At 34.8% G+C, this 24,992-nt stretch carries 24 protein-coding genes; 14 read left to right on the top strand and 10 right to left on the bottom strand.

What is annotated here, in order from left to right:
* Positions 1 to 28: 28 nt before the first annotated feature.
* From FTRAC_RS19120 to FTRAC_RS03240, 3 genes are read right to left on the bottom strand one after another with little or no spacing between them, the layout of a single operon-like run.
* Complete coding sequence (locus FTRAC_RS19120) at positions 29 to 2,350, bottom strand: PAS domain S-box protein (RefSeq protein ID WP_013452800.1); 2,322 nt, start codon at positions 2,348 to 2,350, stop codon at positions 29 to 31.
* Between the two features lie 37 nt (positions 2,351 to 2,387).
* Positions 2,388 to 2,765, bottom strand: a complete 378-nt coding sequence (locus tag FTRAC_RS03245) for a hypothetical protein (RefSeq protein WP_013452799.1) — start codon at positions 2,763 to 2,765, stop codon at positions 2,388 to 2,390.
* On the bottom strand, positions 2,762 to 4,006 hold the full coding sequence (locus FTRAC_RS03240; RefSeq protein ID WP_013452798.1) for a sterol desaturase family protein: 1,245 nt from the start codon (positions 4,004 to 4,006) through the stop codon (positions 2,762 to 2,764). Before FTRAC_RS03240 ends, FTRAC_RS03245 begins: the two co-directional genes overlap by 4 nt.
* 131 nt (positions 4,007 to 4,137) lie before the next feature.
* Here FTRAC_RS03240 and FTRAC_RS03235 point away from each other — a divergent pair, with 131 nt between their 5' ends.
* The 7 genes from FTRAC_RS03235 (at position 4,138) to FTRAC_RS03205 (ending at position 11,594) form a co-directional block, all read left to right on the top strand.
* A complete protein-coding gene (locus FTRAC_RS03235) occupies positions 4,138 to 4,599 on the top strand; it encodes a hypothetical protein (RefSeq protein ID WP_013452797.1) in 462 nt (153 codons plus the stop codon).
* A gap of 223 nt (positions 4,600 to 4,822) precedes the next feature.
* Positions 4,823 to 6,682, top strand: coding sequence for a DNA topoisomerase IV subunit B (locus FTRAC_RS03230; RefSeq protein ID WP_013452796.1), 1,860 nt, complete (start codon positions 4,823 to 4,825; stop codon positions 6,680 to 6,682).
* A 50-nt stretch (positions 6,683 to 6,732) separates the two neighbouring features.
* Complete coding sequence (locus FTRAC_RS03225) at positions 6,733 to 7,350, top strand: SatD family protein (protein ID WP_013452795.1); 618 nt, start codon at positions 6,733 to 6,735, stop codon at positions 7,348 to 7,350.
* Positions 7,347 to 7,676, top strand: a complete 330-nt coding sequence (locus FTRAC_RS03220; RefSeq protein WP_013452794.1) for a hypothetical protein — start codon at positions 7,347 to 7,349, stop codon at positions 7,674 to 7,676. The genes FTRAC_RS03225 and FTRAC_RS03220 overlap by 4 nt, the downstream gene beginning before the upstream one ends.
* A 1-nt stretch (position 7,677) precedes the next feature.
* Entirely contained in the window at positions 7,678 to 10,281 is a 2,604-nt protein-coding gene (locus tag FTRAC_RS03215; protein WP_013452793.1) for a DNA gyrase/topoisomerase IV subunit A, read from the top strand.
* Positions 10,282 to 10,287: 6 nt separating this feature from the next.
* Positions 10,288 to 10,983 carry a TrmH family RNA methyltransferase gene (locus tag FTRAC_RS03210; protein WP_013452792.1) on the top strand — a complete coding sequence of 232 codons (696 nt, stop codon included), beginning with the start codon at positions 10,288 to 10,290 and terminating at the stop codon, positions 10,981 to 10,983.
* Entirely contained in the window at positions 10,980 to 11,594 is a 615-nt protein-coding gene (locus tag FTRAC_RS03205; protein ID WP_013452791.1) for a SanA/YdcF family protein, read from the top strand. The genes FTRAC_RS03210 and FTRAC_RS03205 overlap by 4 nt, the downstream gene beginning before the upstream one ends.
* Before the next feature lie 349 nt (positions 11,595 to 11,943).
* Here the strand turns inward: FTRAC_RS03205 and FTRAC_RS03200 are convergent, their stop codons facing one another.
* The 3 genes from FTRAC_RS03200 to FTRAC_RS03190 form a co-directional block, all read right to left on the bottom strand.
* A complete protein-coding gene (locus tag FTRAC_RS03200) occupies positions 11,944 to 14,421 on the bottom strand; it encodes a TonB-dependent receptor domain-containing protein (RefSeq protein ID WP_013452790.1) in 2,478 nt (825 codons plus the stop codon).
* Positions 14,422 to 14,544: 123 nt separating this feature from the next.
* The gene (locus FTRAC_RS03195) at positions 14,545 to 15,894 is read right to left on the bottom strand and encodes an MATE family efflux transporter (RefSeq protein ID WP_013452789.1); all 1,350 of its coding nucleotides are present in this window, start codon (positions 15,892 to 15,894) and stop codon (positions 14,545 to 14,547) included.
* Positions 15,895 to 15,936: 42 nt separating this feature from the next.
* Complete coding sequence (locus FTRAC_RS03190; RefSeq protein WP_013452788.1) at positions 15,937 to 16,350, bottom strand: hypothetical protein; 414 nt, start codon at positions 16,348 to 16,350, stop codon at positions 15,937 to 15,939.
* A 159-nt stretch (positions 16,351 to 16,509) separates the two neighbouring features.
* Here FTRAC_RS03190 and FTRAC_RS03185 point away from each other — a divergent pair, with 159 nt between their 5' ends.
* Positions 16,510 to 17,352, top strand: coding sequence for an alpha/beta fold hydrolase (locus FTRAC_RS03185; protein ID WP_013452787.1), 843 nt, complete (start codon positions 16,510 to 16,512; stop codon positions 17,350 to 17,352).
* On the opposite strand, the gene FTRAC_RS03180 is transcribed toward FTRAC_RS03185, so the two are convergent.
* Complete coding sequence (locus FTRAC_RS03180; protein ID WP_013452786.1) at positions 17,301 to 17,702, bottom strand: DoxX family protein; 402 nt, start codon at positions 17,700 to 17,702, stop codon at positions 17,301 to 17,303. The two genes, FTRAC_RS03185 and FTRAC_RS03180, sit on opposite strands and share 52 nt — an antisense overlap.
* A complete protein-coding gene (locus FTRAC_RS03175; protein WP_013452785.1) occupies positions 17,674 to 18,072 on the bottom strand; it encodes a hypothetical protein in 399 nt (132 codons plus the stop codon). Before FTRAC_RS03175 ends, FTRAC_RS03180 begins: the two co-directional genes overlap by 29 nt.
* A gap of 141 nt (positions 18,073 to 18,213) precedes the next feature.
* Here FTRAC_RS03175 and FTRAC_RS03170 point away from each other — a divergent pair, with 141 nt between their 5' ends.
* The 6 genes from FTRAC_RS03170 (at position 18,214) to FTRAC_RS03145 (ending at position 21,974) form a co-directional block, all read left to right on the top strand.
* On the top strand, positions 18,214 to 18,801 hold the full coding sequence (locus FTRAC_RS03170) for a hypothetical protein (protein WP_013452784.1): 588 nt from the start codon (positions 18,214 to 18,216) through the stop codon (positions 18,799 to 18,801).
* A gap of 226 nt (positions 18,802 to 19,027) precedes the next feature.
* Positions 19,028 to 19,903, top strand: coding sequence for a lysylphosphatidylglycerol synthase domain-containing protein (locus FTRAC_RS03165; RefSeq protein ID WP_185094427.1), 876 nt, complete (start codon positions 19,028 to 19,030; stop codon positions 19,901 to 19,903).
* Positions 19,900 to 21,024, top strand: a complete 1,125-nt coding sequence (locus FTRAC_RS03160) for a glycosyltransferase (RefSeq protein ID WP_013452782.1) — start codon at positions 19,900 to 19,902, stop codon at positions 21,022 to 21,024. The genes FTRAC_RS03165 and FTRAC_RS03160 overlap by 4 nt, the downstream gene beginning before the upstream one ends.
* On the top strand, positions 21,005 to 21,259 hold the full coding sequence (locus FTRAC_RS03155) for a hypothetical protein (RefSeq protein ID WP_013452781.1): 255 nt from the start codon (positions 21,005 to 21,007) through the stop codon (positions 21,257 to 21,259). Before FTRAC_RS03160 ends, FTRAC_RS03155 begins: the two co-directional genes overlap by 20 nt.
* A gap of 11 nt (positions 21,260 to 21,270) precedes the next feature.
* Complete coding sequence (locus FTRAC_RS03150; protein ID WP_013452780.1) at positions 21,271 to 21,633, top strand: DUF3703 domain-containing protein; 363 nt, start codon at positions 21,271 to 21,273, stop codon at positions 21,631 to 21,633.
* Between the two features lie 5 nt (positions 21,634 to 21,638).
* On the top strand, positions 21,639 to 21,974 hold the full coding sequence (locus FTRAC_RS03145; RefSeq protein ID WP_013452779.1) for a YnfA family protein: 336 nt from the start codon (positions 21,639 to 21,641) through the stop codon (positions 21,972 to 21,974).
* A gap of 11 nt (positions 21,975 to 21,985) precedes the next feature.
* Here FTRAC_RS03145 and FTRAC_RS19115 read toward each other — a convergent pair whose 3' ends face one another.
* Positions 21,986 to 22,414 (bottom strand): hypothetical protein, encoded by a 429-nt coding sequence (locus FTRAC_RS19115; RefSeq protein WP_013452778.1) that lies wholly within the window; start codon positions 22,412 to 22,414, stop codon positions 21,986 to 21,988.
* 82 nt (positions 22,415 to 22,496) lie between these two features.
* The gene (locus tag FTRAC_RS03135) at positions 22,497 to 24,941 is read right to left on the bottom strand and encodes a zinc-dependent metalloprotease (protein WP_013452777.1); all 2,445 of its coding nucleotides are present in this window, start codon (positions 24,939 to 24,941) and stop codon (positions 22,497 to 22,499) included.
* Positions 24,942 to 24,992: the final 51 nt, after the last annotated feature.

Here is a 24,992-nt window from a genome sequence, read left to right as displayed (position 1 = left end):
TCGTATGTTCAAAATAATTCAAAACTCACTATTTTTTGCCTTTAAGTCTTTCTACTTCCTTCTGAAGTTTTTCTTTTTCTTCTTGAGCCTTTTTAAGCTCAGTAATATCTTTAGAAACGGTAGAAACCCCAATAACCTCACTTTTATCATTCAAAATAGGTTCACAGCGAGTTTCTATGGTTAAGTTACCTGTTTTTAATTCTCTAATTTCTTCAATTCTAAGTTTTTCGCCAGCAAGAGCTTTGTCATAGCGTGCTTTCCATTTGTCTAATTGCTCTTTTGGTAGAATACTTAAGATGCTTAAGCCAGGCTTTAAATCAACTCCTGATTCATTGAATCTTTTCTTTAGAACATCATTAACAACGAGTATTTCATAGTCGGTGTTTATAGCGAAATAAGTATCATCAGTATTGTTGATCATACCATGTAATACAAATTCCCTTTGGGCTAGTTTTATAGCATTTTCCTCTCGTTGTAGTTCAACTTGCTTCTCTTTGGTAATATCTCGAGAGAATACAGAAGCACCAGTAATTGTACCATCTTTTTGCTTAATCGGATGTATGTCATAATGACGATAAGAATCTTCACCTTTCACACTACTTTTAATGGTAAATGAAAGAAACTCACCTTTGAAGACTCTGTCATAGTAACTCTTCCATTCGTCTCTAACATCTCCGAGCATTTCAAGAGCATTACTTCCTTCTTTCATTTTCTCATACTGAGTACCTTTATACCTGTTTTTGATTACATCATTCATCAAAATGATTTTGTAGTCAGTGTCGATTAATATAATGGAATCGGTAGTATTATTAATCAAAGCATTAAGATTTGCCTCCTTTTCAGCCATTTCAGTTTGGGCTCTGCCCATTTCTTCCTGTGTGGCTTCCATTTCCTCCATGTTCTGACGCATTTCCTCTTCTTGGGAACGCATTTGCTCCGTCATTTCTTGAGATTCTATAAGGAGTTTTTTGGTGCGTTCATTGGTTTTAGCATTTGAAATAGTGGAAGCTATATTTTCACCTAATTTCTCAACAAAATCAATTTTATATTCTGGGATATCTTGAATTGAAGCAATTTCTACCACTCCCTTTATTTCTTCATTAATTTTCAATGGCACAATTAGTACGCACCTTGGCAATGTTTCACCTAAACCAGATTTTATTTCTATATAGTCTTCTGGTACTTCCGTCAGATAGATTCTATCACCTTCTTGAACAGACTGTCCCACTAATCCTTCACCTATTGCAATTTCTTTCTTAATTCTTTTTCTTCGCTCGTAGGCATAGGCAGCTTCCAAAATAATTTTTGATTCTTCATTTTCATCATCTGGCTCTGTCAAAACAAACAAAGCTCCTTGATTAGCCTCCATAAATTTCACCAAATTAGAAATGATTTGGTATGATAATTCTTCAATATTGTCATTATTGTTTCTTAGAATATCAGCAAACTTAGCCAAGCCTTCATTGACCCAGCTTCTCTCTTTATCGGCTTTTGCAGATGCTTGCATTTTTTCACGCATCTGAAGTAAAGAAGAAGCTAAAGAATTATCGTGGTCTTCATCTAAACCCTTATAATCAGCATCTAGTTTTCCTTCGCCTATTTTAGTTGTGAAATCAGTTGCGTTTTCTAGAATCTCTGCCATTGAGTTGATGTTTTGGGCGATATAACCCAATTCATTCTTGCTCTTGTAATTAATTTTTTCAGTTAAGTTTCCTTTGGCTAATTCCCTTGCAGAGAGTGATATTTTGTAAATTGGATTGAGTATCAAGTACTTTACAATCCAATATATGAAAGAACTAAGTAGAAAAACGTATAGAAATAGAAGAATGGTGTACAAGGTTTCTGCTTCTTCCTCTTCTTGATTTATCTCATTAACCAATTCTTTAACATTGCCCAGTTGTTTAATGAAAGCATTGTATTTTTTTTGATGGTTCTCCTTTGCATCACTAATAGAAGTTTCCCCATCTTGAATACTATAGAGAACTTCTTTTAGAGGATTCCAGTAAACTATTAGATCCTCAACTTCAGCTTTTAGTTTTTTATCAATTTTAACTTCAATTTTTTCCTCGCCAAGTTCTCCTCCTTTGGTATAGGTGAATAATATTTTTTCTACGGCTCTAACATTTGAGCCTATATTCTCTTTGTGAAGGTCTATATATTTTGGTGAAAGGGGTGTACTGATATTGTCCAGACTACCTATGGTTTTTGTTCTGAGTACGCTTTGTTCATTAATACCCGTATGCATAATGACCAAATAAATAGCAATTGCAAGTAGAAAGATTCCAAAGCCCATTGAATAAGCCAAATTTCTAATTTTCCAATCGTAAAGTCTTCTTCTCCAGTTTGCCATAATAAATTGATGGTATAGCGTTATAAAAATGTAATTCCTATTGTACTTTTTGAATATTAAAATCCACTGCCTGATCTAATGAATTAAAACGAATATATAAAGCTTTTATATAACCTTCTGTATATTGGCTGCAATTTTCATTTGGTTCTAGGTAATAAATGAAGAATTTCTGACTTCTTTCATATAACTGATGCTTATCTGCTGTACCTAAAATGTTTATCATTTCATTTTGCGATAGGCCTTTCAATTTTTCTTTTTGAGAAAGGAGATTTTCTACAACTTCAATTCTGTACTCATTACAAGCATCTTTATCCTCTTTCCATTTCTTCAAATCAATATTTTTTATTTCAGGTATTTCTGCACAGGCAATACATAGTGCAAAAATGGCAAAGGCAATGATTCCGTTTATCTTCATGAAATTGATTTTGTGGAAGGTTGTTTTATTGTTGAAGAAGATTTTTTAATAAAAATTAAAGATGCAAAAGAAATAACCCCATATGCTAAAATTGAATATATAATCAATGATCCAGCGTTAGGGATTAATACAAATGCAATAATAATAGGAGTAAGGAGTACCCTAAAAACTTCAAGTGCAAATGAATATTTCTTTTCTTCTAAAATAACACCTGCACCCGTAACACCTAAAATGATAAGTGATACTGCTAAAATCTGTTCCCAAATGTTAAAGTTGTCAGCGTTGAAAAGGAAGAGTGCAGTTCCCCCTAAAATGATGATGTATTGAATTAACACGTACAAACTAAAAGCCCCCGAAGTTTGCTTGTCATACTTTCTATCATTTTCCGGATCAACTTCCGGAATTGGAAGTTGTCCCCCTAGCTCTTTTGGCTGCCATCCAGGAGGGTAGAAAATGTACTTGAGTTTATTTTTAAAGCCGTTTAATTGCTTAATTCCTCTACCCATTTCTACATAATGCTGTAGGTTTACCCAAACAGGATTCCAACTTGCCGTTTGTTTGGTAATCCCATAAGTCGGTCTTTCTTCTTCTTCCTGAAAGGTGCCGAACATTTTATCCCAAATGATAAAAACACCCGCATGATTTTTGTCGATATATTTAGGATTTCGTCCATGGTGAACTCTGTGGTGAGATGGTGTGTTGAAAATCCATTCAACTGGTCCTAATTTTCCTATTGTTTCAGTATGAATCCAGAATTGATAGACGGTTACTAAGCCAGACATCAATACAAAGCTTACAGTATCAAAGCCAATGATAGCCAAAGGGAAATAAAAGAAGAAGGTCCAAATAATTTGAAAGGAACCTTGGCGTAAGGCTACTGAAAAATTGTAATCCTCGCTTTGGTGATGAACCACATGTCCTCCCCAGAATAAATTGATTTCGTGACTTTTCCTATGTGCCCAGTAATAGAAAAAATCAGCCAATACAAAAAGTAAAATGAGATTGTACCAGGTAGGGGCAATTGAGAATAATGCGAAATTCTCAAATACCCATTGATAAGCTGCTATACTTAAAATTTTAAAAAATATACCGGTTACTTGCTGCGTAATTCCGCAACTGATGTTGGTAATAGCGTCATTCAATCTATAAATTCTATATCTTTTTACAGCTTGAATGAGTAATTCAATACCGATAAGGGCGAAATAAATCGGAATTGATAATATAATTGGGTTAAAATCCATTTCTACAATTTAAGCTTTTAACATTTCAAAACTCATGTTCGTTTCGAAATATAACATTTTGAATAAAAACTTCCTTGAAAAAATGCTGAAATACTCATGAATAAAATTAATTTTGCCAGCAAATAAAAATTATGGAGAGAATTTCAAGAGCTTTTTTGATTGCTACGAGCATCGCTTATTTAGCTGTTTTATTTTATACCTATGCATATTTTGCGGAGTTATCAGTAGTGAAAATCAAGGTATTAGATAACGTTATTCAGTTTAGTAATAATACATTATTCTATACTGGTTTAATAATTCCTATTATAATTGTACTTATCTGTGTTGCTCTTGCAGTAGTGATCAAAAGCCAACCAATTGGTTCTAAATTTTATTTTAAAAATGAGAAAGCAAGAAACACACTTGCGAATTGGGCTAGAAGTTTAGCTGGAACCTTCAATTTGTTCTTTGCTAGTCTTTTGACTGTTTTTCTTTTTGTAAACAATGAAGAAGGCATTACTCAAAGTGGCTATCTTCCTTTAATTATCATAAGCCTGTTGATTATATTATTCTGGGTATTATGGTTACCATTCATTTTAAGAAGAAATAAATAATTTTTTAAAATATTTTTCTTAGCTATTAGTAAGATGTTTTGCTTGCTTTAATTGTCTCATATTCAAATATTTTCTTGGCTTTGCTTGATGTAGGACTTTATCTGTTTAGATGGCTTTCCATGCCTAATTTGTAGAAGAGTGAATTCCAAAAAGCTTTACAATTAGAAAAAGCTTTGTAATTTTAAAATTTGAGTAGGTTTAAACTTTCAATCCAATAAATGCGATGGCAGAATTTCAATATGACGAGGATAGTATAAAATCACTGGATTGGCGGGAGCATATTCGTATGCGACCTGGTATGTATATCGGTAAATTGGGAGACGGTTCTTCTCCTGATGATGGAATATACGTATTGGTAAAAGAAGTGATTGATAACTCCATTGATGAACATATGATGGGGTTTGGTAAAACAATAGAAATAAAAATTACCGACCAAAGGGTAGAGGTTAGAGATTATGGAAGAGGAATCCCGCTTGGAAAAGTGGTGGATTGTGTCTCCAAAATCAATACTGGTGGTAAGTATGATACAGGCGCTTTCCAAAAATCAGTAGGTTTAAATGGAGTTGGTACCAAAGCGGTGAATGCGCTGTCTAACTATTTTAAAGTTCAAGCTTTTCGAGAGGGACAAACTAAAGTTGCTGAATTCCAAAGAGGGGTATTAACGAATGATGCTCAGGTGACTTCATCCAGTGGCAGAAACGGAACATTAATAGCTTTTGAGCCTGATGAAACTGTTTTCAAGAATTATCATTTTATTCCAGGTTTTTTGGAAGAGCAAATGTGGAATTATGCTTTCTTGAATTCTGGTTTAACTATTAATTTTAATGGTGATAAATTCCATTCTGCTAATGGTTTAGCAGATTTATTGGACAGAAAATCAGATGAAGAAACAAATCGATATCCCATTATCCACCTAAAAGGAGAGGATATTGAAATGGCGATGACGCATGCCAACCAATATGGTGAAGAATATTATTCATTCGTAAACGGTCAAAACACAACGCAGGGTGGAACCCATTTGACTGCTTTTAAGGAAGCCATAGTAAAAACCATTCGTGATTTTTATGGCAAGAATTATGATCCTTCTGATATTAGACAAGCAATTGTTGCTGCAGTGGCTGTCCGTGTGCAAGAACCTGTTTTTGAATCTCAAACAAAAACTAAATTAGGGTCACAGAATGTGGCACCTGATGGCCCCACAATGCGTACTTTCATCAATGATTTCGTGAAGAAAGCATTAGATGATTTCTTGCATAGAAACCCTAAAACGGCTGAAGCGATACAAAAGAGAATCATGCAGTCGGAGCGGGAGCGCAAAGACATGGCAGGAATCAAAAAATTAGCCAACGAAAGAGCCAAAAAAGCTAATCTTCATAATAAGAAATTAAGGGATTGTCGTGTTCATTATGATGATAATAAGCATGATAGAAAAGATGATACCATGATTTTCATCACGGAGGGAGATTCTGCCTCTGGTTCTATTACCAAATCACGTGATGTGCAAACACAGGCTGTATTTAGTCTAAGAGGTAAACCTTTGAATTGCTATGGTAAGACTAAAAAGCTGGTTTACGAAAATGAAGAATTCAATCTTCTGCAACATGCATTGAATATTGAAGAAGGTTTAGAAGGTTTGCGCTACAGAAAAGTTATTATTGCCACAGATGCTGATGTGGATGGTATGCATATCCGATTGCTTTTAATGACCTTTTTCCTTCAGTTTTTCCCCGATTTAGTTCGTGATGGACATTTGTATATCCTTGATACACCTTTATTTAGGGTGAGAAATAAAAAGGAAACTATTTATTGCTATTCAGATGAAGAAAGAAGAAGAGCGATTGAGAAAATTGGAAAGGCGGCAGAAATAACTCGATTTAAAGGATTAGGGGAGATTTCTCCAGAGGAATTTGGTGAATTTATCAATGAAAATATAAAGTTGGATCCTATTATTTTAAATAACCAAACCAAGATAAAGGATCTCTTGACTTTTTATATGGGAACCAATACCATGGAAAGGCAACAGTTCATCATTGATAAATTGAGGGTAGAGAAGGATTTAGAGGAAGAGTTAGCGGAGGCCTGATTTATTGTAAAAATATTGCAAAATAATAATTATTGTAATATTTTTACAATATGAATTATCAAATTATAATGGCAGATGTTATCAATAGTTCTACTTTTTCGGGTAGCGCATTGATGAAAGATTTTAAAAAATTAATAGAGAAAGCAAATAAGTTATTTGAAAAGCAAATAATTTCACCCTTGACTATAACGCTAGGAGATGAATTTCAAGGTGTAGTTAAGGATTTAAATTCTGCTGTAGAGTTGGTTTTTTATTTAGACCAGGAATTATTGAAATCTGAATTTCAGTTACGATATGCTCTACAATTAGGTGAAATAGAAACGCCCATAAATAAAAACATTGCTTACGGAATGTTGGGAAATGGGCTGACTATGGCAAGAGAAAATTTGCAATATGGGAAAGAAGAAAATAAAAGGTTTTCAGTTTCAGGTTATGATGATTTACTAAATGAAAAGCTAGATAAAGCATTTATGCTTTATGATTTTTTCTATATGAGTTGGTCGGAAAAGGAAAAGTCAATAGTCTATCAATTTCTTCTGGGTAAGGAGTACAAAAAAGTAGCTGAGATTTTCCAAAAAGATAATTCAACTATGTGGAGAAAGGAAAAAAGCTTGAATTTAAAGGAATTTAAGATAGCTAAGCAACTGATTAAATTGTTATTAAAGTGAACTTAAGCCTTATTTACATCAGTTTAATCATTCTTTCCGAATTGGGAAGCATTTTGTTTTTTTGGTTTCTAGCCAAATACAATAAGGATAAAATAAGCCTTTCAAGTATAATGAAAGGATTGCTCGAAAGGGCTTTTATTTGTTTTTCACTTTTGGTGGGCTATCCTCATGTTTTAACTTTATTTGCAGCTTTAAAAATTGCAACGAGGATAAAAGATGAATCCAAAATCTCTAATGATTATTATTTCATTGGTAATTTGGTTTCAGTTTCCTTAGCAATTTTATATACATTACTGATTGAACAACATATTCTTTTAACAGGATAAGATGGAAGAAAATAACGAAAATAAAGAACCGAATAACAACCAAAACGGAGAGGATAAGGACAAATTACATAATGTGATTGCGGTTTCGGGTATGTACGAAAACTGGTTTTTGGATTATGCTTCCTACGTAATCCTTGAGCGAGCAGTACCTGCCAATGAAGACGGTTTTAAGCCTGTTCAGAGGCGTATCATGCACGCCATGAAGGAAATGGATGATGGGCGTTTCAATAAGGTGGCCAACATTATCGGGCAAACCATGCAATATCACCCCCATGGTGATGCTTCTATAGGAGATTCCATTGTGAACATGGGGCAAAAAGATATTCTGATTGAAACGCAGGGAAACTGGGGAGATATTAGAACGGGTGATAGTTCAGCGGCACCAAGGTATATTGAAGCCAGACTTTCGAAATTTGCTTTGGACGTGGTCTTCAATCCACAAACAACGGAATGGCAATTATCTTATGATGGCCGTAAAAAGGAACCAGTTACTTTACCTGTAAAATTCCCATTACTATTAGCACAGGGTGTAGAAGGGATCGCAGTAGGACTTTCCACGAAGATTCTTCCGCACAACTTCTGCGAGTTAATCAAAGCATGTATTGATGTATTAAAGAATAAAAAGATTGAAATCTATCCTGATTTTCCAACAGGTGGTATGGCTGATTTTTCTGAATATAATCAAGGCTTAAGAGGCGGAAAAATCAGGGTAAGAGCAAAGATTGAAGAAGGGGAGAAGCGTACGCTATTAATCAAGAATATTCCATTTGGAACTACCACCACAGGCTTGATTGAATCCATCATTAAAGCAAATGATAAGGGGAAAATCAAGGTGAAGAAAGTGGTGGATAATACGGCTAAAGATGTTGAAATTGAAGTTCAATTGGCAGCTGGGCAGTCTCCTGATATCACTATTGATGCTTTGTATGCCTTTACAGATTGTGAGATTTCCATTTCACCCAATGCTTGTGTGATTATAGAGGATAAACCTATTTTCCTTCCAGTAAATGAGATTTTAAAGAAAAATGTAGAGGATACCTTAGGTTTATTAGAACGTGAATTGGAGATTAGAAGAGGAGAGTTAATGGAGAAAATCTTATTCTCCTCTTTGGAAAAAATATTTATTGAAAATAGAATTTACCGCAATATTGAAGAATGCGAAACTTGGGAAGCTGTTTTAGAAACTATTGATAAAGGATTAGAGCCTTTCAAACCACAATTCTATAGAGAAATCACACAGGATGACATCATCCGCTTGACAGAAATCAAAATCAAGCGAATTTCCAAGTTTGATAAATTCAAGGCAGATGAATTGATGCGCAAATTGGAAGATGAGCTAGCTCAGGTAGAGCATCATTTGAAAAACTTAACCGAATATGCCATTGATTATTATAAAGGCTTATTAGAAAAATACGGTAAAGGAAAAGAGCGTAAAACTGAAATCAAGAGCTTTGACAATATTCAAGCTCATACCGTTGCTGCCAATAATCAAAAGCTTTTTGTTAACAGACAAGAGGGCTTTATTGGATATGGAATGAAGAAGGATGAGTTTGTTACCGACTGCTCGGATTTGGATGATGTGATTGCCTTCAAGCGTGATGGAACTTATAAAGTTGTTCGAATTGAAGAAAAGGTTTTCGTAGGAAAAGATATTATTCATGTCGATATTTTCCGTAAGAATGATGAGCGTAGGGTATATAATGCGGCTTATTTGGATGGAAAGACAGGTCGAACAATGGTTAAAAGATTTCAGGTGTTGTCTGTAACTCGAGATAGAGAATATGATTTGACAAAAGGAGCAAAAGGTTCAAAAGTATCGTATCTGGAAGCACGTCCTAATGGCGAGTCGGAAGTAATTAATGTGAAACTATCAAATTCCTGCCGAGCAAGGGTAAAAGTTTTTGATTTTGATTTTGCTGAGTTGGAGATCAAAGGAAGAGGTGCAGGAGGAAATATTTTAACAAAATATCCTGTTAAGAAAATTGAATTTAAATTGCTTGGAGAAAGCAGTTTCGGTGGATTGAAAATCTTTTATGACCAATCTGTAGGCAAGTTGAATACAGATGAAAGAGGTCAGTTGATTGGTTCTTTCCATGGCGATGATAATATTTTGGTGATTTATAAAGATGGTTCTTATGAACTCAGCAATTATGAATTAACCAATCGCTTTGATGGGGAGAAAGTAGAATTAATTGAGAAATTTGATCCAAATAGCATTATCTCGTGTGTTTATTTTGATGGGGCTTCAAAAAACTATTTTGTGAAGCGTTTTCAGATTGAAACACGCACTATGAACAAGCCATTCGTGTTTATTTCTGAACATAAAAAATCAACTTTAACAGTTGTGAGTACCGATAAAGACCCACAATTGGAGATTGAATTCCGTAAAGGAAAAGGCAGAGAAAAAGAGTCAGCAACCTATGATTTCGATATGCTGATTGATGTAAAAGGCTGGAAAGCCATCGGAAATAAGCTTTCTCAGTATGATGTTACTAAAGTGAAATTATTGGAAAGCAAGAAGGAAGAGAAAGCAAAAGAATACAAGACTGGTGATTCAGTAGAGCTTGATGTGGATGATGATAAAGAGCAATTAGGTTTATTTTAGAAGGAAATGAGGGCTGATTTAAATCATTTTCTTACCCAAAAATTTGGTGAATTTCTATCAGATGAACGAAAGCAGTTTATTGAATCTGTTTTAGAAAACCGAACTGATTTCATTAGAGTGGTCTTGGAAGATATCCGAGATCCTCATAATGCCAATGCGATTATACGATCTGGGGAATGTTTAGGAATTCAGCACTATCATATCATTGAAAATGAAAATGTATTTAAACTAGGAAGAGGTGTAAGCAGAGGTGCTATTAAATGGGTGGATGTTCATCAATACCCAGAAAGTAAAACGCCTACAGCTGATGCTTTACATGATTTGAAATCACAAGGTTATAAGATTGTAGTGACTAGTCCAAATAAGGAAGCATGTGCACCAGAAGAGTTAGCTTTGGATCAGCCAATTGCTATAGTGATGGGAAATGAAAGAGATGGAATTAGTGAAGAAGCAAAATCCATGGCGGATGAATTTGTTCGTCTTCCTATGCATGGGTTTACGGAAAGCTATAATGTATCCGTTGCATCGGGCATCACATTTTATAGTTTAGTCAGCAAAATGCGGTCATTCGTAGAAAATTGGCAATTTGATGAGCAAACTAAAGCAGATTACCGTTTGCAGTGGTATAAAAAATGTATGGCTAGACCTGACGATTACGAAAAGTTTTTCGTTAAGGCATTTGAATTAGAAAAAATAAAATGATTAAGTTCTTCATTCGTCTTGGCTTATTTCTTTTAATATCCGCCATAGTATTTGCAATATTTTCCAATGTTTTCATTATCACTAAAACTAGTTCTTATATCTATGAGAATATAAATAATATTCCTGAAAAAGAGATTGCATTAGTTTTAGGTACTAGCAAGCGCAATATGAAAGGGGAAGCCAACAGTTTTTTTGATAATAGAATGGATGCTGCGGCAGAACTTTTCCATAAAGGCAAAGTGAAAGGCCTCTTGTTGAGTGGCGATAATAGAACGCGCTATTATAATGAGCCTAGTGACATGAAAAAGGCATTGATGAAGAAAGGTGTGCCAGAAAATGTCATATCAATAGATACGGCTGGCTTGAGCACTATCGAAAGCGTCTATCGTTGTAAAGAAATCTTCAAGCATCAAGATGTAGCTATTATTACGCAAGAATTCCATGCTTTTAGGGCTCTGTATATTAGCCAGTATTACGAAATGGATGCCATTGCATTTCCGGCAGCAGAAGTACCCGTTTATTCTTCCACAAAAGTAACTATTCGTGAATTTTTTGCTCGTCCGAAAGCCTTATTGGATTTGTATGTGCTGAATTCTTGGTCAGCAGAGTAAAACAAAATGATAAGCAGTAAAAAAGCTTTTCCAAAGTAGTAATCTTTGAAAAAGCTTTAAAAATATTTTTGAAGATTTATTTAGGGTCTGCTTAAAAAGTCTCAGGTGCGTTAGATACAATCGGGCGAAGTGAAGATGTATAATTATACCTCAATCTTCGGCCGGGCAGTAGATAACGTGCCTGAGGCTAAAGCACTAGAAAATCAAAATTTTGATTTTCTAGTGCAAAAGAGATGATTATTTTCCCTTAAAAGCCTTGCACATGCTTAAAAACTATTTCATAATAATCCTCTCGAGGATACTATATTCAATTTATTTTTTAAGGTAGCTGTTTTTAAGCAAGCCCTATTTAAAAACTCTGCCCATCATCCCCGCCTGATTTTTGGTCATCATTGGAAATTCGACTTCTTTTTTGTCTGGCTTTATAATCTAGCTGACCAAATTTATAACTGAAATTAATTCCAAAAGAACGGAACGGAATAGCAAATACGTTTCTTTGATAGAAATCGCTGTCTTCACTACCTAATTCGCTTTCAAATGGTTTTCTTTCTTTAAAAGGCTCAATTATAGATAAACCTATACTTCCTCTTTTATCCCAAATTTGCTTTTTAACACCCAAACCGAAAATGGAGAACGCTGGATTATATCCTTGTAAGGTTTGTCTTCTAGGTCTGGCAAAGCCAAAGGCATCAATCATCCAATCATTTGGTAATTTGATATTGGAATTGATATTTCCACTGAATAACCACGCATTATTTTCTACTTCCTGTCCTTGAATTAAACCTTCAGACATAAAGTAATTTGCGTTTACTCCACCTCTTATAGTCCAGATTTTAAATAGTTCTGTAGAGATAAACAAATTAGAACCAATATTTTGCTGTGTCCCCACGTTTTCAAATGTCGTTACTGTTGCATTTCTTTCAGCATCTTCAAAAATTACCGACTGAATTACTTCACTGATATCGTTGTAGAAGAATGATAGATTTACAGATGTCCCTTTCAAAAAGGTACTAAAGCCTAATTCATAATTATCCGATAGCTCTGGATTAAGTTCAGGATTACCAAAACTAATATTTCTAATATTTCCGATTTCTTCATATGGGTTTACATTACCCAAACTAGGTCTTTGAATCCTTCTATTATAGGATAATTTTACTGAATTGAACTTGCCAAATTTCTGATTTACTATGATGCTTGGCAACCAATTTTCGTAAGAAATAGGATCAAAATCACGTTCAGTTGCTTCTTCAAAACTACCCTCTAATCCTGTGTATTCGTACCTTACTCCAGCTATTACGCCAAGCTTTTTTGTTATGTTAGTTTGTGTGGAAATATACCCAGCAAATACATCTTGATTATAGTAAAATATATCTGTTCTATTATCAACAACTTGATAGTCATTTGAACCTTCAGGCCGCTGTTCATATTTGAAATCACTATCAATATCTCTTATAATTGATTTGAAACCTGTTTCCAGTTTGAATTTTTCACCCATTGGATGAGTATAATCAATCTGTACTGTATTTTCTCTATTATTACCGTCATTGATATTTCGAGCTACCTCATAATTCAATGGGGTGTCTTGATTTATTTCAAATTCTTGATCTCTAACATTCCCATCGATTTTATAAGATGCAGAAAATTCTCGTCCTTCTTGATTTGGAAATTTCATTACGTAATCTAAAGACCATTCGTACCCCCAGTTTTGAGAGAAGTTATCTTGAAATCTCTGGAATGAAGTTTCATCACCCCCTAAATTTTGAGAAACCGTATTGGTTCCCTCAGACTTGCTGTTAAAACCTCTTAAACGTAAACTTGTTGATAAACTATGAAAAGCATTGAAGTCATAAAATGCACCCATATTTCCGAAATACCCTAATCTATTGCTAAGGTTTTCCCCATTTTGCTCTCTGATATTAGTCTGACCATTTACTACAGTTTTTTGATAAAAATCTGTAGTGGCGTATTGCGGCCAAGAATAGAAGGAACTACCATTGGCATTAAATCCCAATCGTCCTTTGCCGGCATTAATTCCAACCACTGCTCGGTTGATACGGGTGCCAGCAGTGACATCTACATTGCCTGCAAATCCTTGTGGGGTCTGTTTTTTGGTGATAATGTTGATAATACCCGCTGTGCCTTCTCCGTCATATTTTGCAGAAGGGGAGGTGATCACTTCAACACTTTTGATTTGGTCTGAAGGAATCATTTTTAAAGCATCGCCTGTATTCGCACCAAACATGCTGCTGGGTTTACCATTAATGAGAATCTGAACATTTGAATTACCCCTTAAGGATACATTTCCATCTTGGTCAACTGATAGTAATGGTGCACGTCTTAAAACATCCGAAGCATCACCACCCATATTAGCAACATCTTGCTCCGCATTGTACACTATTCTATCTATTTTGTTTTCTATTGTTTCCCTTTGACCAGAAACGACCACCTCATCCAGTTGGTCTGTGTCTGTGCTGAGCTTAATACTTTCGAATTCATAATCTGGTTCTCTTGGCGTTAATTCCACTTCCTGCGAGAATTTTTGATACCCAACAAATGAGACTTCCACTATATATTTGCCTAGTTTTAATCCAACTAATTTAAAACTCCCGTCATCTCCAGTGACCACACCGTTTACGGTCCCACCATCTTTGGGTGATTTAATAACTACCGTTGCGTAGGAAACTGGTTCAGAATTGCTTCCGTCCACTATTGTTCCTGTAATTTTCCCTGTAATTTGAGAACTAGCTCCACCACCATATCCACCTCTTTGTTGTGCAAAAGATAGGCTACTAATCAAAAGTAATACTAATAAGATTTTGTATTTCATAATTCTATTTAATTGCTACAAAGTTAGACACTTTAAAGTTGATAATGTTATTTTTAATACACCGAAGGTCATTCTGTAGTCTTTAGATTGGATAAAGTATGATAAAAGGGATTCGGGTATATGTTATATTGAAGATGGATTAAGTACAATTTTCTTACTATCATAAACCAAATAGCTCATACAAACTATCGCAGTTGCCAAATCGGCTATAGGAAAAGCTATCCAAATTCCGTCCAGTTGATAAAAGTTTGGCAAAATTAATAGTAAAGGGATAAGAAAAAATCCTTGTTTCGTTAAAGTCAAAAGTAGTGCAGGTAATGCTTTTCCTAATGCTTGGAAGTAGGCCGCACTAATCAATTGGAACGCTATGAGTGGGGTCATTAAAAAAGTAATGCGTAGTGCTGGTACCGTTTGCTGGATCAAATCCTGGTCTTTAGTAAAAACACCCACGATTTGTGGAGTAAATATTAAAATGCTTGCATAAATAAAGGACGAAAGGACAGTGGCAGATATGATCGCATTTCTTAAGGTTAGGCTAACCCTTTTAAACAATTCAGCTCCATAGTTGTATCCTATAATTGGCATCGAACCCTGCGTAATTCCTATAGCTGGCACATTTACCAACATCATCATTCGATTGATAATACCATAAACTGCAATAGCACTTTCCCCTCCATATTTGAATAATGAATTGTTAAGTACCAAAAACAATAAACTTACAACTCCTTGTCTGGCGATTGTGACCGAACCAATAGAAAATATTTCTCTTGTTAGCTTTACATCCAATACTAAGTCAGACTTACTAATATTAAAACCTGTTTTACCTTTCAAGAAGAAATAAAGAGCATAAGAAGCGCTAAATAAGTACGAAAATGTTGTAGCCCATGCAGCACCTTCAATTCCCCATCCTAAAACGGCTATAAAAATCGGATCTAAAATTACATTGACGATTGCAGGTACTATCATCACGACCATGGCCACCTTTGGATAACCAACGGCTCGGAATATGCTATTTGACATCATGGCAAAGGCCAGTACGGGAATCCCTAAAAGGATAATGCTGAAATAGTCGATTGTGGGCTGGAGAATATCTCCTTTGGCGCCAAATACTTTCAAGATGGGCTCAATGAAAATCCAGCAACTTAAACTAAAGAATATTCCTAAAATAAAGGTAAGTGTTAATTGATTTCCGAAGGTCTTGTTGGCCTTTTCGGGTTTTCCAGATCCCAAAGCTCGTGAAATAATGGAAGCTCCGCCAATTCCAATACCCATTCCTATGGAAGAAATTAAAAATGTAATTGGGATCACCACAGTAATAGCTGCTATTCCAACTGAGCCCACAAAATTTCCTACGAAGATGGTATCTACAATGCCATAAATGGAAAGAGTCAAAATCCCAATCGCAGAGGGAATAGCTTGTTTTCTTAGCAAATAATTGATTGGCTTGGTGCCAAACTCATCTGATGTGGTCATTGAATGTATTTAATGCGGATTAATGTAACTACATTAATTGAATTATGTTGTAAATCTATCAATGAAATTTAATATTACAATTACTGTCCACATAATAGTTCGTTTCCAATTTACTTGCACCAAATTTTCTGCAGCATCCTTAATCCTAATTCCAGAAGCAATCTGGTTATGTAATGGCACGGCTTGGAAAAAAGTGGAAGCCCAAAGTGCAATAATTAGTATGCATTGTATTAGAAGTACCCAATTAAAGATGCTATAGGTCAGGTAAGAGGTAGCGATCAATTGAACTAACATTAAAGGCATGACTACTATAGAAATGGCATTTGTATATCTTGGATGCCAACTGATTAGATCGGGTTTTTGCATGTAGGTGAAGGAAGGGTAAATGATCAGTTGTACCATCCAGATTAAAATAAATAAGCCGAAATCTGATAATTCTTTTAGGTATTGAAGCATTCTCTTTCGCTATAGTAGCATTTTTAAAGATTGGAAAATTAAGCAATTAGTAAATGACATCTTTTAACCATTGTAAAGTAAACAGCTTATAACCTGAATTTCCAAATTAATGTCAAACTCAGGTTTATAACAATAGTGGATAGTGGATGTTTAAGCATTATGAAAAAAACAACTCTTAATGCAATTGTTTATCCTAATAAAAACTCGAAGGAATGGATCGTTTTTATTCACGGTGCAGGAGGAAGCACTGCCACTTGGAAATATCAAGTTGAAGCATTTAAGCCCTATTACAATTTACTTCTGATTGATTTAAGAGATCATGGTATGTCAAAAAATATGGAACCAGAAATCGGTAATTATAATTTTGATATTATTACTGAGGATATTAAAGCAGTAGTGGATCAGTATCAAATTGATAAGGCTCATTTCATCACACTTAGTTTCGGCAGTGTTATTATGCAGGATTTGAGTATTAAGTATCCTGCACTGGTAGCAAGCGCCATATTTGCTGGCGGTATTTTTAAAGCTAATGCATGGATTAAAGCTTTTGTACAGTTAGCAAGATTCTTCAACCTTATTTTACCTTATAAATGGATGTATAGCATCTTTTCTTATTTATTAATGCCGTACAAAGAGCATCAAAATTCTAGGAGGATTTATAGGAAACAGGCAGAAAAATTGTCTCCAGAGGAATACATGAAGTGGGTAGGGCTTTATAAGGAGTTCTTTAAGCTTTTAGACCGATTCTATAATCAAAAGATTAATTTTCCAGCTATGGTTGTAATGGGAAAGGCAGATTACATCTTTTTGAAATCAGCCCAAAGATTTTCTGAAAAGCATAGTCGTGTGCTTTTTAAGCGGATTTTTGAGGCTGGACATATTTGTAATATAGATCAGCCTGAAATCTTCAATAATTTAGCTCTAAATTTCACTCTCGAAAACAAGTATTTTCAAGCAGTAGATTTACCTACTAGCCAAGCCCAGAAAAGTAATGCAGGATGAATAAGTACTAATCGAATCCATCCAATCCAATTTGGAACGCATAACCCATCAGAGATGCAAGAACCAATTTGTATAAAATAGACATGGGAAGGGATGAAAGCTATCAACATGGCGATGATGCCATAAGAAGCATATTTTCTACTTGGATAAAACAAAATTGCGGTGGCTAACAAAATCTCAGCTAATCCACTTAGTACGTTAATATTTTCCGGATTTGTGAAAAACGGTGGGATTAGACTTATATAAAAATCCGGATTGAGGAAATGGTTAAAGCCTGCCACCAAGTAGAACCCCGTCATTAATCTTACAGAAGCTTTGCTTTTAAGATAATTTCCAATTTGTTTTAACATGAACATCTTTTAAAATTAAGAAAAATGGAATCCACCATACAAAATCATTGGTGAATAAGGTGTAAATAAACTCAAATGGAATTAGACCATTTAAGTAATTGAATAAAAATCCCAAAGGGCCAAAAATTTTACCTAAAAAACCTACCATAATAATGGGCCAGTGGCGAATTGGATTGTACGATGCCCACCAATAGCCTAATCCATACACTCCAATTACCATTCCCATACCTTGCCACACTACTGGATGATTGATTTTTTCCATGCCAACAAGTTCAAAAAAATGTTGTGGGAATAATACCACCCAAGCGCCCCACAAAACATTATAGATTGCAGCAATTTTTAAAGTTAATTTTTGATGTTCTTTTTTCATGTCCAATCAACTTTTCTTTAATTGAAAATGTTAAAAGAATTAGCGATTTTATAATTCAAATTGGTATAAGTTTTTTTAATTCCATTCGTTCAAACTATATTTACAACAAATTAATGGGGTATTTTTTACGATAAATATATTATGATGAGATTTAAGGTATTGGTTATTATTTTAATGACTGCTTTTGCTATTCAGTTTAATGCAAAATCACAAGATAATGACAATTTATCAGAGCAATATCAAAATATGATAGACGGCAGTGAGACTTTTGAAAAATATAAAGTAATTCCTATTACAAAAGTGAATGAATTTGGTCAGATCATGAATGATTCAGTCCAAGCATTAAAAGGAAATGTAGCTTCAGCCAAAAGTGCTAAGATGAAAGCTGAAACTGAAAGGGATTCGGCTAAATCTCAAATGAATAGATTGTCAAGTGAATTGGAAGCGGCAAAAGAAGAAGTAAATCAGATGCCATTATTAGGTATTCCAATGTCCAAGACTACTTATAATGTTGTCATGTGGAGTATTGTAGTTATTTTGATAGCAGGCTTGGTAATCGTCTATATCATGTTCTTGAATAGCTTTAGAATGACCCGACAAGCAAAAAAGGATAAAGAATTGGTAGATCAAGAGTTGGAAGATTTAAGGAAGCGCTCGCATGATAAGCAAGTGAAGATAAAAAGAGAGTTGCAAACCGCATTAAATAAACTTGAAGAACAAAGACGCTAGTTCTTTTAAGTTAAAGATGATGATTTTTTGCTTGATTAGGTACAATCAAGGGCAGATTATCAATACCGAAAGCTCGTATTGGTGCCTTCCTCAAATCATTTAATTAGTTACTTAAATTTTGAAAACCACCTTCTAATGTGCATCATTGTAAGGTGGTTTTTTATTTATAGCAAATACATTGAAAAAGTCTTTCCTTATTATTGTTAAACTTTTTGTAACTATTCTTGTGCTATTATTTCTATATGAAAAAATCAGTGAAGATATAGATGGTTTTGTGTCTGCATTTCGACTTTTTAGTAATAATATTAGCCTTGTATTTCTGGTAATTCTTTTGATGCCCTTCAATTGGTGGATAGAAGTATTAAAATGGAAATACTCTATTCAGCCCATTACTCAAATTCCCTTTTCAACTGCCACTGTGGGTGTATTAGCTGGGATTGCATTAGGTTTTGTAACCCCTCACGCTGTGGGTGACTATTTCGCAAAAGTATTTTCCCTAAGTCACCATAATAGAAAACGAGCACTAGGTCTTATCTTGATTTCCAGAATGATGCAAATGCTGCCCACTGCTATTTTTGGTTTAATTGCCTTCTATATTTTTTCTAGTAGAAATATAGGCAAACACGATATACCGTTCTCATTTTCATTTCCAATTTTAAGCTTATTGGGTTTGGTTTTAGTAGTTCTATTAGTCATCATGTTTTTGCATAGAAATCATCCAAAAATTCAGGACTATGTAATGCCAGTACGAAAGATGGGGGTTAAATTAGTAAGCCTTTTAGCTGGGTTATCGGTTGTAAGGTATCTAATTTTTAGTGCCCAATTTTTAATTTTGTTGTCAGTATTGGGTTTGAAAATCAATTTATTCATGCAGTTTATGGGGGTAGCTTTTATGTTTTTGGCAAAATCAATATTACCCACTTTCAATTTCTTAAGTGATTTAGGCATAAGAGAGTTTAGCGTAGCTTTGTTTTTTGAGAGTATGGAACTGGAGGTAGCACCCATTATAGCCTCAGGATTAATACTGTGGTTGATCAATATTGCATTACCTGCTTTTATAGGGCTTTTTTTCATTCCAAAGCTTAAATTGAAGAACACATGATTTTAGCTTTTTTCTCCACAGTTCTACTTTTTTATGGATTTGCATTGCTGTTTGCATCAAAAATCTGGGGAAAATTACCAGAAATAAGCGAAAGTGGAGAATTAAAATCAGTTGCTGTTATTATTCCTTTTCGAAATGAGGAAGAGCATCTCGCTGAGTTAATGAAGAGCCTTGCTCATTTAGAATATCCTGAAGAGCTATTAGAAATAATCTTGGTGAATGATCATTCAGAAGATAATTTTAATCAAATTATTCAATCCTTTGAAAAGAGTTTTCCGTTTAGATTGACGGTTTTGAGCCTGCCTGAGAAAGTGACTGGTAAAAAATCCGCTATTAATGCGGGTGTTAAAAATAGCAATGCTGAAATCATTTTAACTTCGGACGCAGACTGCACTTTCCCTCAAGAATGGGTTCAAAAAATGCAGGCTCCTTTTGAAATTGATGATCTTCAATTGGTAAGTGGTTGTGTAGTCTTCACAGCTCGAAATGTTGTCTCGCAGATTTATCAAATGGAATTTGCTCCTTTAGTAGGAGTGGGGGCGGTCAGTATAGAGCTGGGAAACCCTACTATGGCAAATGGCGCAAATTTAGCCTTCAGAAAATCGACTTTTGAAGAACTTGATCCTTATACGGATAATTTAGCTATCCCATCTGGAGATGATGTGTTTTTGTTGAAAAAAATAAAGGCCGATTTTCCAAAAGGAATTTTTTTCCAAAAGCAGGCAGTAGTGGAAAGTAAAGCACCTAAAGATTTCTCATCCTTTTATCAGCAAAGAAAACGTTGGGCAGCTAAATGGAGAGCGACTTCTACTTTAAGTGAGAGTTTGCCAGCATTAGCAGTTTGGTGTTTTCATTTGCTTTATATTACTGCCATTATCTACGGTTTATTTACAGCGGAGTATCTAATTTTGCTTCCTGTCTTATTATTAAAAATTATTTCAGAAGGAGTTTTTATTTCATTAATTTTAAATTCACAAAAGCAGCGGTTTAAGTTAATTCCATTTGTCGTTTTACAAATGTTTTATAGCTTTTACGTACTGATAATTGGCTTCTTAGCTAATTTTGGTAGCTATACTTGGAAAGAAAGAAAATATAATAGCAATGAACGATCAGGAAATTGACCTTTTAGATGAGTTATATTTTGTCCAATCCTACAAAGAGGTGAAAACTGCATTGGACTGGGAGGACGCTCAACTACAAAAATATTTATTTTCATTGAATCAGAAGGAGTATATCAAAATGCTGATTAATCAGGATGAAGAATATGATGGCATCAAAGACTTTGATAAAATCCCTTGGGAAGATTTATATTTCTTGGCAACTAAAAAGGGATTGCTTGAGCATAATGGGTTTTAACTATATGAGTTATGAACTTTAATTACAGATTTCCAAAAGGCTTAAAACCATATTATGAAAAAGAGTTGGAAGAATTTAATTTTCAACTTAAATCGTCTCATTATCAGGTTGCCTGGAGGCATCTCGAAAGAGCCCATATAATTGGACAAGCTTATCCAATACAACATTTCCGTGTCCATTGGATTATGTTGAAGTTTGGTTTTAGAATTAAAAATTACAGAGAAGTAATTGGTCAAATCCCAAGACTTTTGGTTGGTGGTGTAAAATCCTTCGTGGGTAAAATTCCTGTTGGGAACACAGGAGGTGCTAATGTCCCGCCATTACAGCCAATGGAAATCCCGGAGGATTTGAAAATTATTTTAGCAAAAGCTTAATCTTCATGCTAGCTATTATAAAATCTATATCGCTTTTTGTTTTAGCAGGTCTTTGTGAGATAGGTGGTGGTTATATGGTATGGTTAACTTTAAGAGAAGAAAAACCATGGTGGGTGGGAGTGCTAGGAGGAATAATCTTGATAGGTTATGGAGTGGTAGCCACATGGCAGCCCGCTAATTTTGGTAGAGTTTACGCTGCATATGGAGGGATATTTATCATAATGGCGATAATTTGGGGTTGGAAGGTAGATGGTATTGTTCCTGATCGCTATGATTTGCTAGGTGGCGCTATTGCCTTAATCGGAATGCTGATTATAATGTACGCCCCAAGAAATGGATAGAGGAATAATCTCTATTCTTTTCTATTAAACCTATATCGAATTCCCCAGCTGCCTGTGAAATAAGCTCCATTTGCCTCATCTATTGGAAAGCTTGGAGAAAATTCCATCAGGAAGCCGAAATTTTTATATTCAAAAGGGTAAATATTTAAACCTAATGGTAAACCCAGGGTAGCACCACCAACTGTTGAGCCTAATAAAGAAATTCCGCTATAGAATTCATAATTTTCTTCCTCTATCCAATCATAATTGAACATGAGTTTTACAAGGAAGTCGTCAATGAATGTATCTGCATATAATCTTATTTCAGGTCTAAAATTTTCATTTATTTCATAAGCGTAAGCTACTTGCCCTCCATTATGTGATTGATGGTAGCTCACAATAGATTGAGAAAATGAAAGGAAAGGTATAATTACTAGGACTAAAGTTGTAATAAATTTCATTGTGGTTCAAATTACGAGCTTGACAAAATATTGCAACTTAAACGTTAGTCTATGCTGAAATATTTTGTCTGAATTACTAAATTTAATAATCACAACTCCCTATCGGACTGCCAGGTGGTAATGATGGAGTAGGAGCTACAGCATATTCTTTTGGCTCGTCCAAAAAGAGTTTTATTTGAGAAACTATCATCTGGTTATGCGATTTTTTCAATTCGCTATCTCTATAATTAGATTTAGAAAGTTTAGAAGAAATGTCTTTAAGAACCGACATTAGTTCCGCTCGTGCTAAGGTTGAAAGATTTCCATTTTGAATCCCTTTCATCATTTGGTTAACAAAAACAGATTGTGTAGTCAATTGAATTGCTTCATGGTAACCATTCTTTACTTTTTGATTAAATAGTACCTCTTCAAAAATATCCATTGTTTCTTGAATTCCAGGATTTTTACTGTCTCTAGCATGATATTCTACTAATCTGCTTAATCTTTGTGGGTTCATGAGCAATTCAAAGACCATTGATGAGGCTTGCTCTACTGCTCCAATGGCATCAAAAGTTACCCCCGTTTTACCATTTAGTAATTCTCTATTGTCATAATAGCCCAATGGTCTTGGATATAAAGAGTTCAATAATGGTTCTGGCAAAGCTAAATTCTCCGCTTTTATTGCATTAGCGAGACTATTTGTGGCTTCAATCTGCCATTGAGCTGGAACAATGCTCATTTTTTTTAAGTTATCACCTCTAACTTTATAAGAATAGTCTAAACCTCCAATTAATTTGACTGCAGCCTCTGCTTGGTAGCGATGCAAGAAGTAAATTGGAACTAAAGCTTCTTGAATCTGGGCTAAAGGTCTATCATATTCTATTACATTTTCACCAAAATTAGATAGTGCCTTTTGTCTGACTTGCAGCAAATGGTTTAGCTGCACAGCTGCATCTTTTCCATTATCCCATAAATGCGCATAAGGATGTGCACCACCCGTTGCTCGCGCATCTCTGTCCGAAATAAAGCTTAAGCCTTTATCGTTGGCTTCTGCTAAAATGCTGTTAAGATAGTCCTCTTCATTTTCTTCGGCAGGAATTTCTTCATATCCGTATCGAATGGCATATTTGTCCCAAAGTCCTATATTTTCAGCATAGGCATTGGCTAAACTGATATTGCCTTTTTCATCCAATTCAATGTTTGGGTGAGGATAATCCATAACAGATGCATCATTTTCAGTGCTTGAAGCATACGAATGTGCCAAACCAATTGTATGTCCAATTTCATGAGCAGATAATTGTCGCAATCGTGCTAATGCCATTTCTTCCATAGCATTGTTTTCTTCACTTTTTCCATAGGGAGCGAGAAGCCCTTCTGCAATTAAAAAATCTTGTCGTACGCGCAATGACCCTAAACTAACATGTCCTTTGATGATTTCTCCGGTTCTTGGATCTGTTACACTTGCCCCATAGCTCCATCCTCTGGAGGAACGGTGCACCCATTGAATGACATTGTAACGAATATCTAATGGATCAGCATCTTCAGGTAACATTTTTACTTGAAAAGCATTCTCATATCCAGCTGCTTCAAAAGCCTGGTTCCACCATTTAGCACCATCCAATAATGCAGAACGTACTGGTTCAGGAGTTCCTGGATCTAAGTAGTAGATGATAGGTTCCACGGCCTCGCTTTTTTCTGCTTCAGGATTTTTCTTTTGCAGTCTATGGCGGTTTATTAATCTTTGGTTGATATCCTCATTAATTGGAACAGCATAGTCTTTATAGGTAGTGCCAAAATAACCTGCTCTTGGGTCAAATTTTCTAGTTTTGAAATTATCATCTGGTAATTGAACAAATGAATGATGCTGACGAACAGTAATATTATCTGCATCTGGACTTACTGAATAAATTTCTCTTCCTTTAGCTTCACCTTTAAAAGAGATCCAAAAGTCTAATTCTGTGTTCTCAGGGAAATTTCTTGAACCTTCTTTATTGAATACAGAACGACTTTTATCTAAACTGTAAGAGCCTTCATTTGACTGCTTTAACCTTTTGCTTACATCATGTGCATCTCTAATAAAAAAATCTGTTGCATCCACTAAATGCGCCCAGTCATTTGAGGCTTCTATTTCAAATCCATGGATAATGGAATGGGCAAATGCATCTTTAACTGCTTTTTTCTCTGCTTCATTGTCTGAACTTGCTCTAAACTTATAATTAGGCTCAAACACCATGATTTTATTCCCGATTTTCTCGAATTTGATGATTTTGCTATTGCCAATTTGTCCTCTGTCCAGTCCAATATCATTTGAACCTAGGCCTGCAGACAGGTAGCTTACGTAAATAAGTTCTTCATTTAGTTTATCAATTTCAAGGTAAATTTTGCCCTTTTCCGCATCCCAGTAAAAGTTGAAAAACCCACTGAATTTTTCCTTTCCAGAAATCAGTTTATCAAATTTAGATAACTCAGGCTCGTTACTTTTATTACTTTTTAAAGCACTGCAAGAGACCGCAAACAGAAGAATGAAAATATAGAAATATTGCTTCATGGTATTTTTAATTTTCTGAAAGGTAAAAAATTATCTCAAAAGATGTAGAAG

This window comes from Marivirga tractuosa DSM 4126 (genome assembly GCF_000183425.1).
Lineage (GTDB): Bacteria > Bacteroidota > Bacteroidia > Cytophagales > Cyclobacteriaceae > Marivirga > Marivirga tractuosa.
The sequence above is the reverse complement of the archived record's forward strand: the minus strand, read 5'-3'. Positions and strand labels throughout refer to the sequence as shown.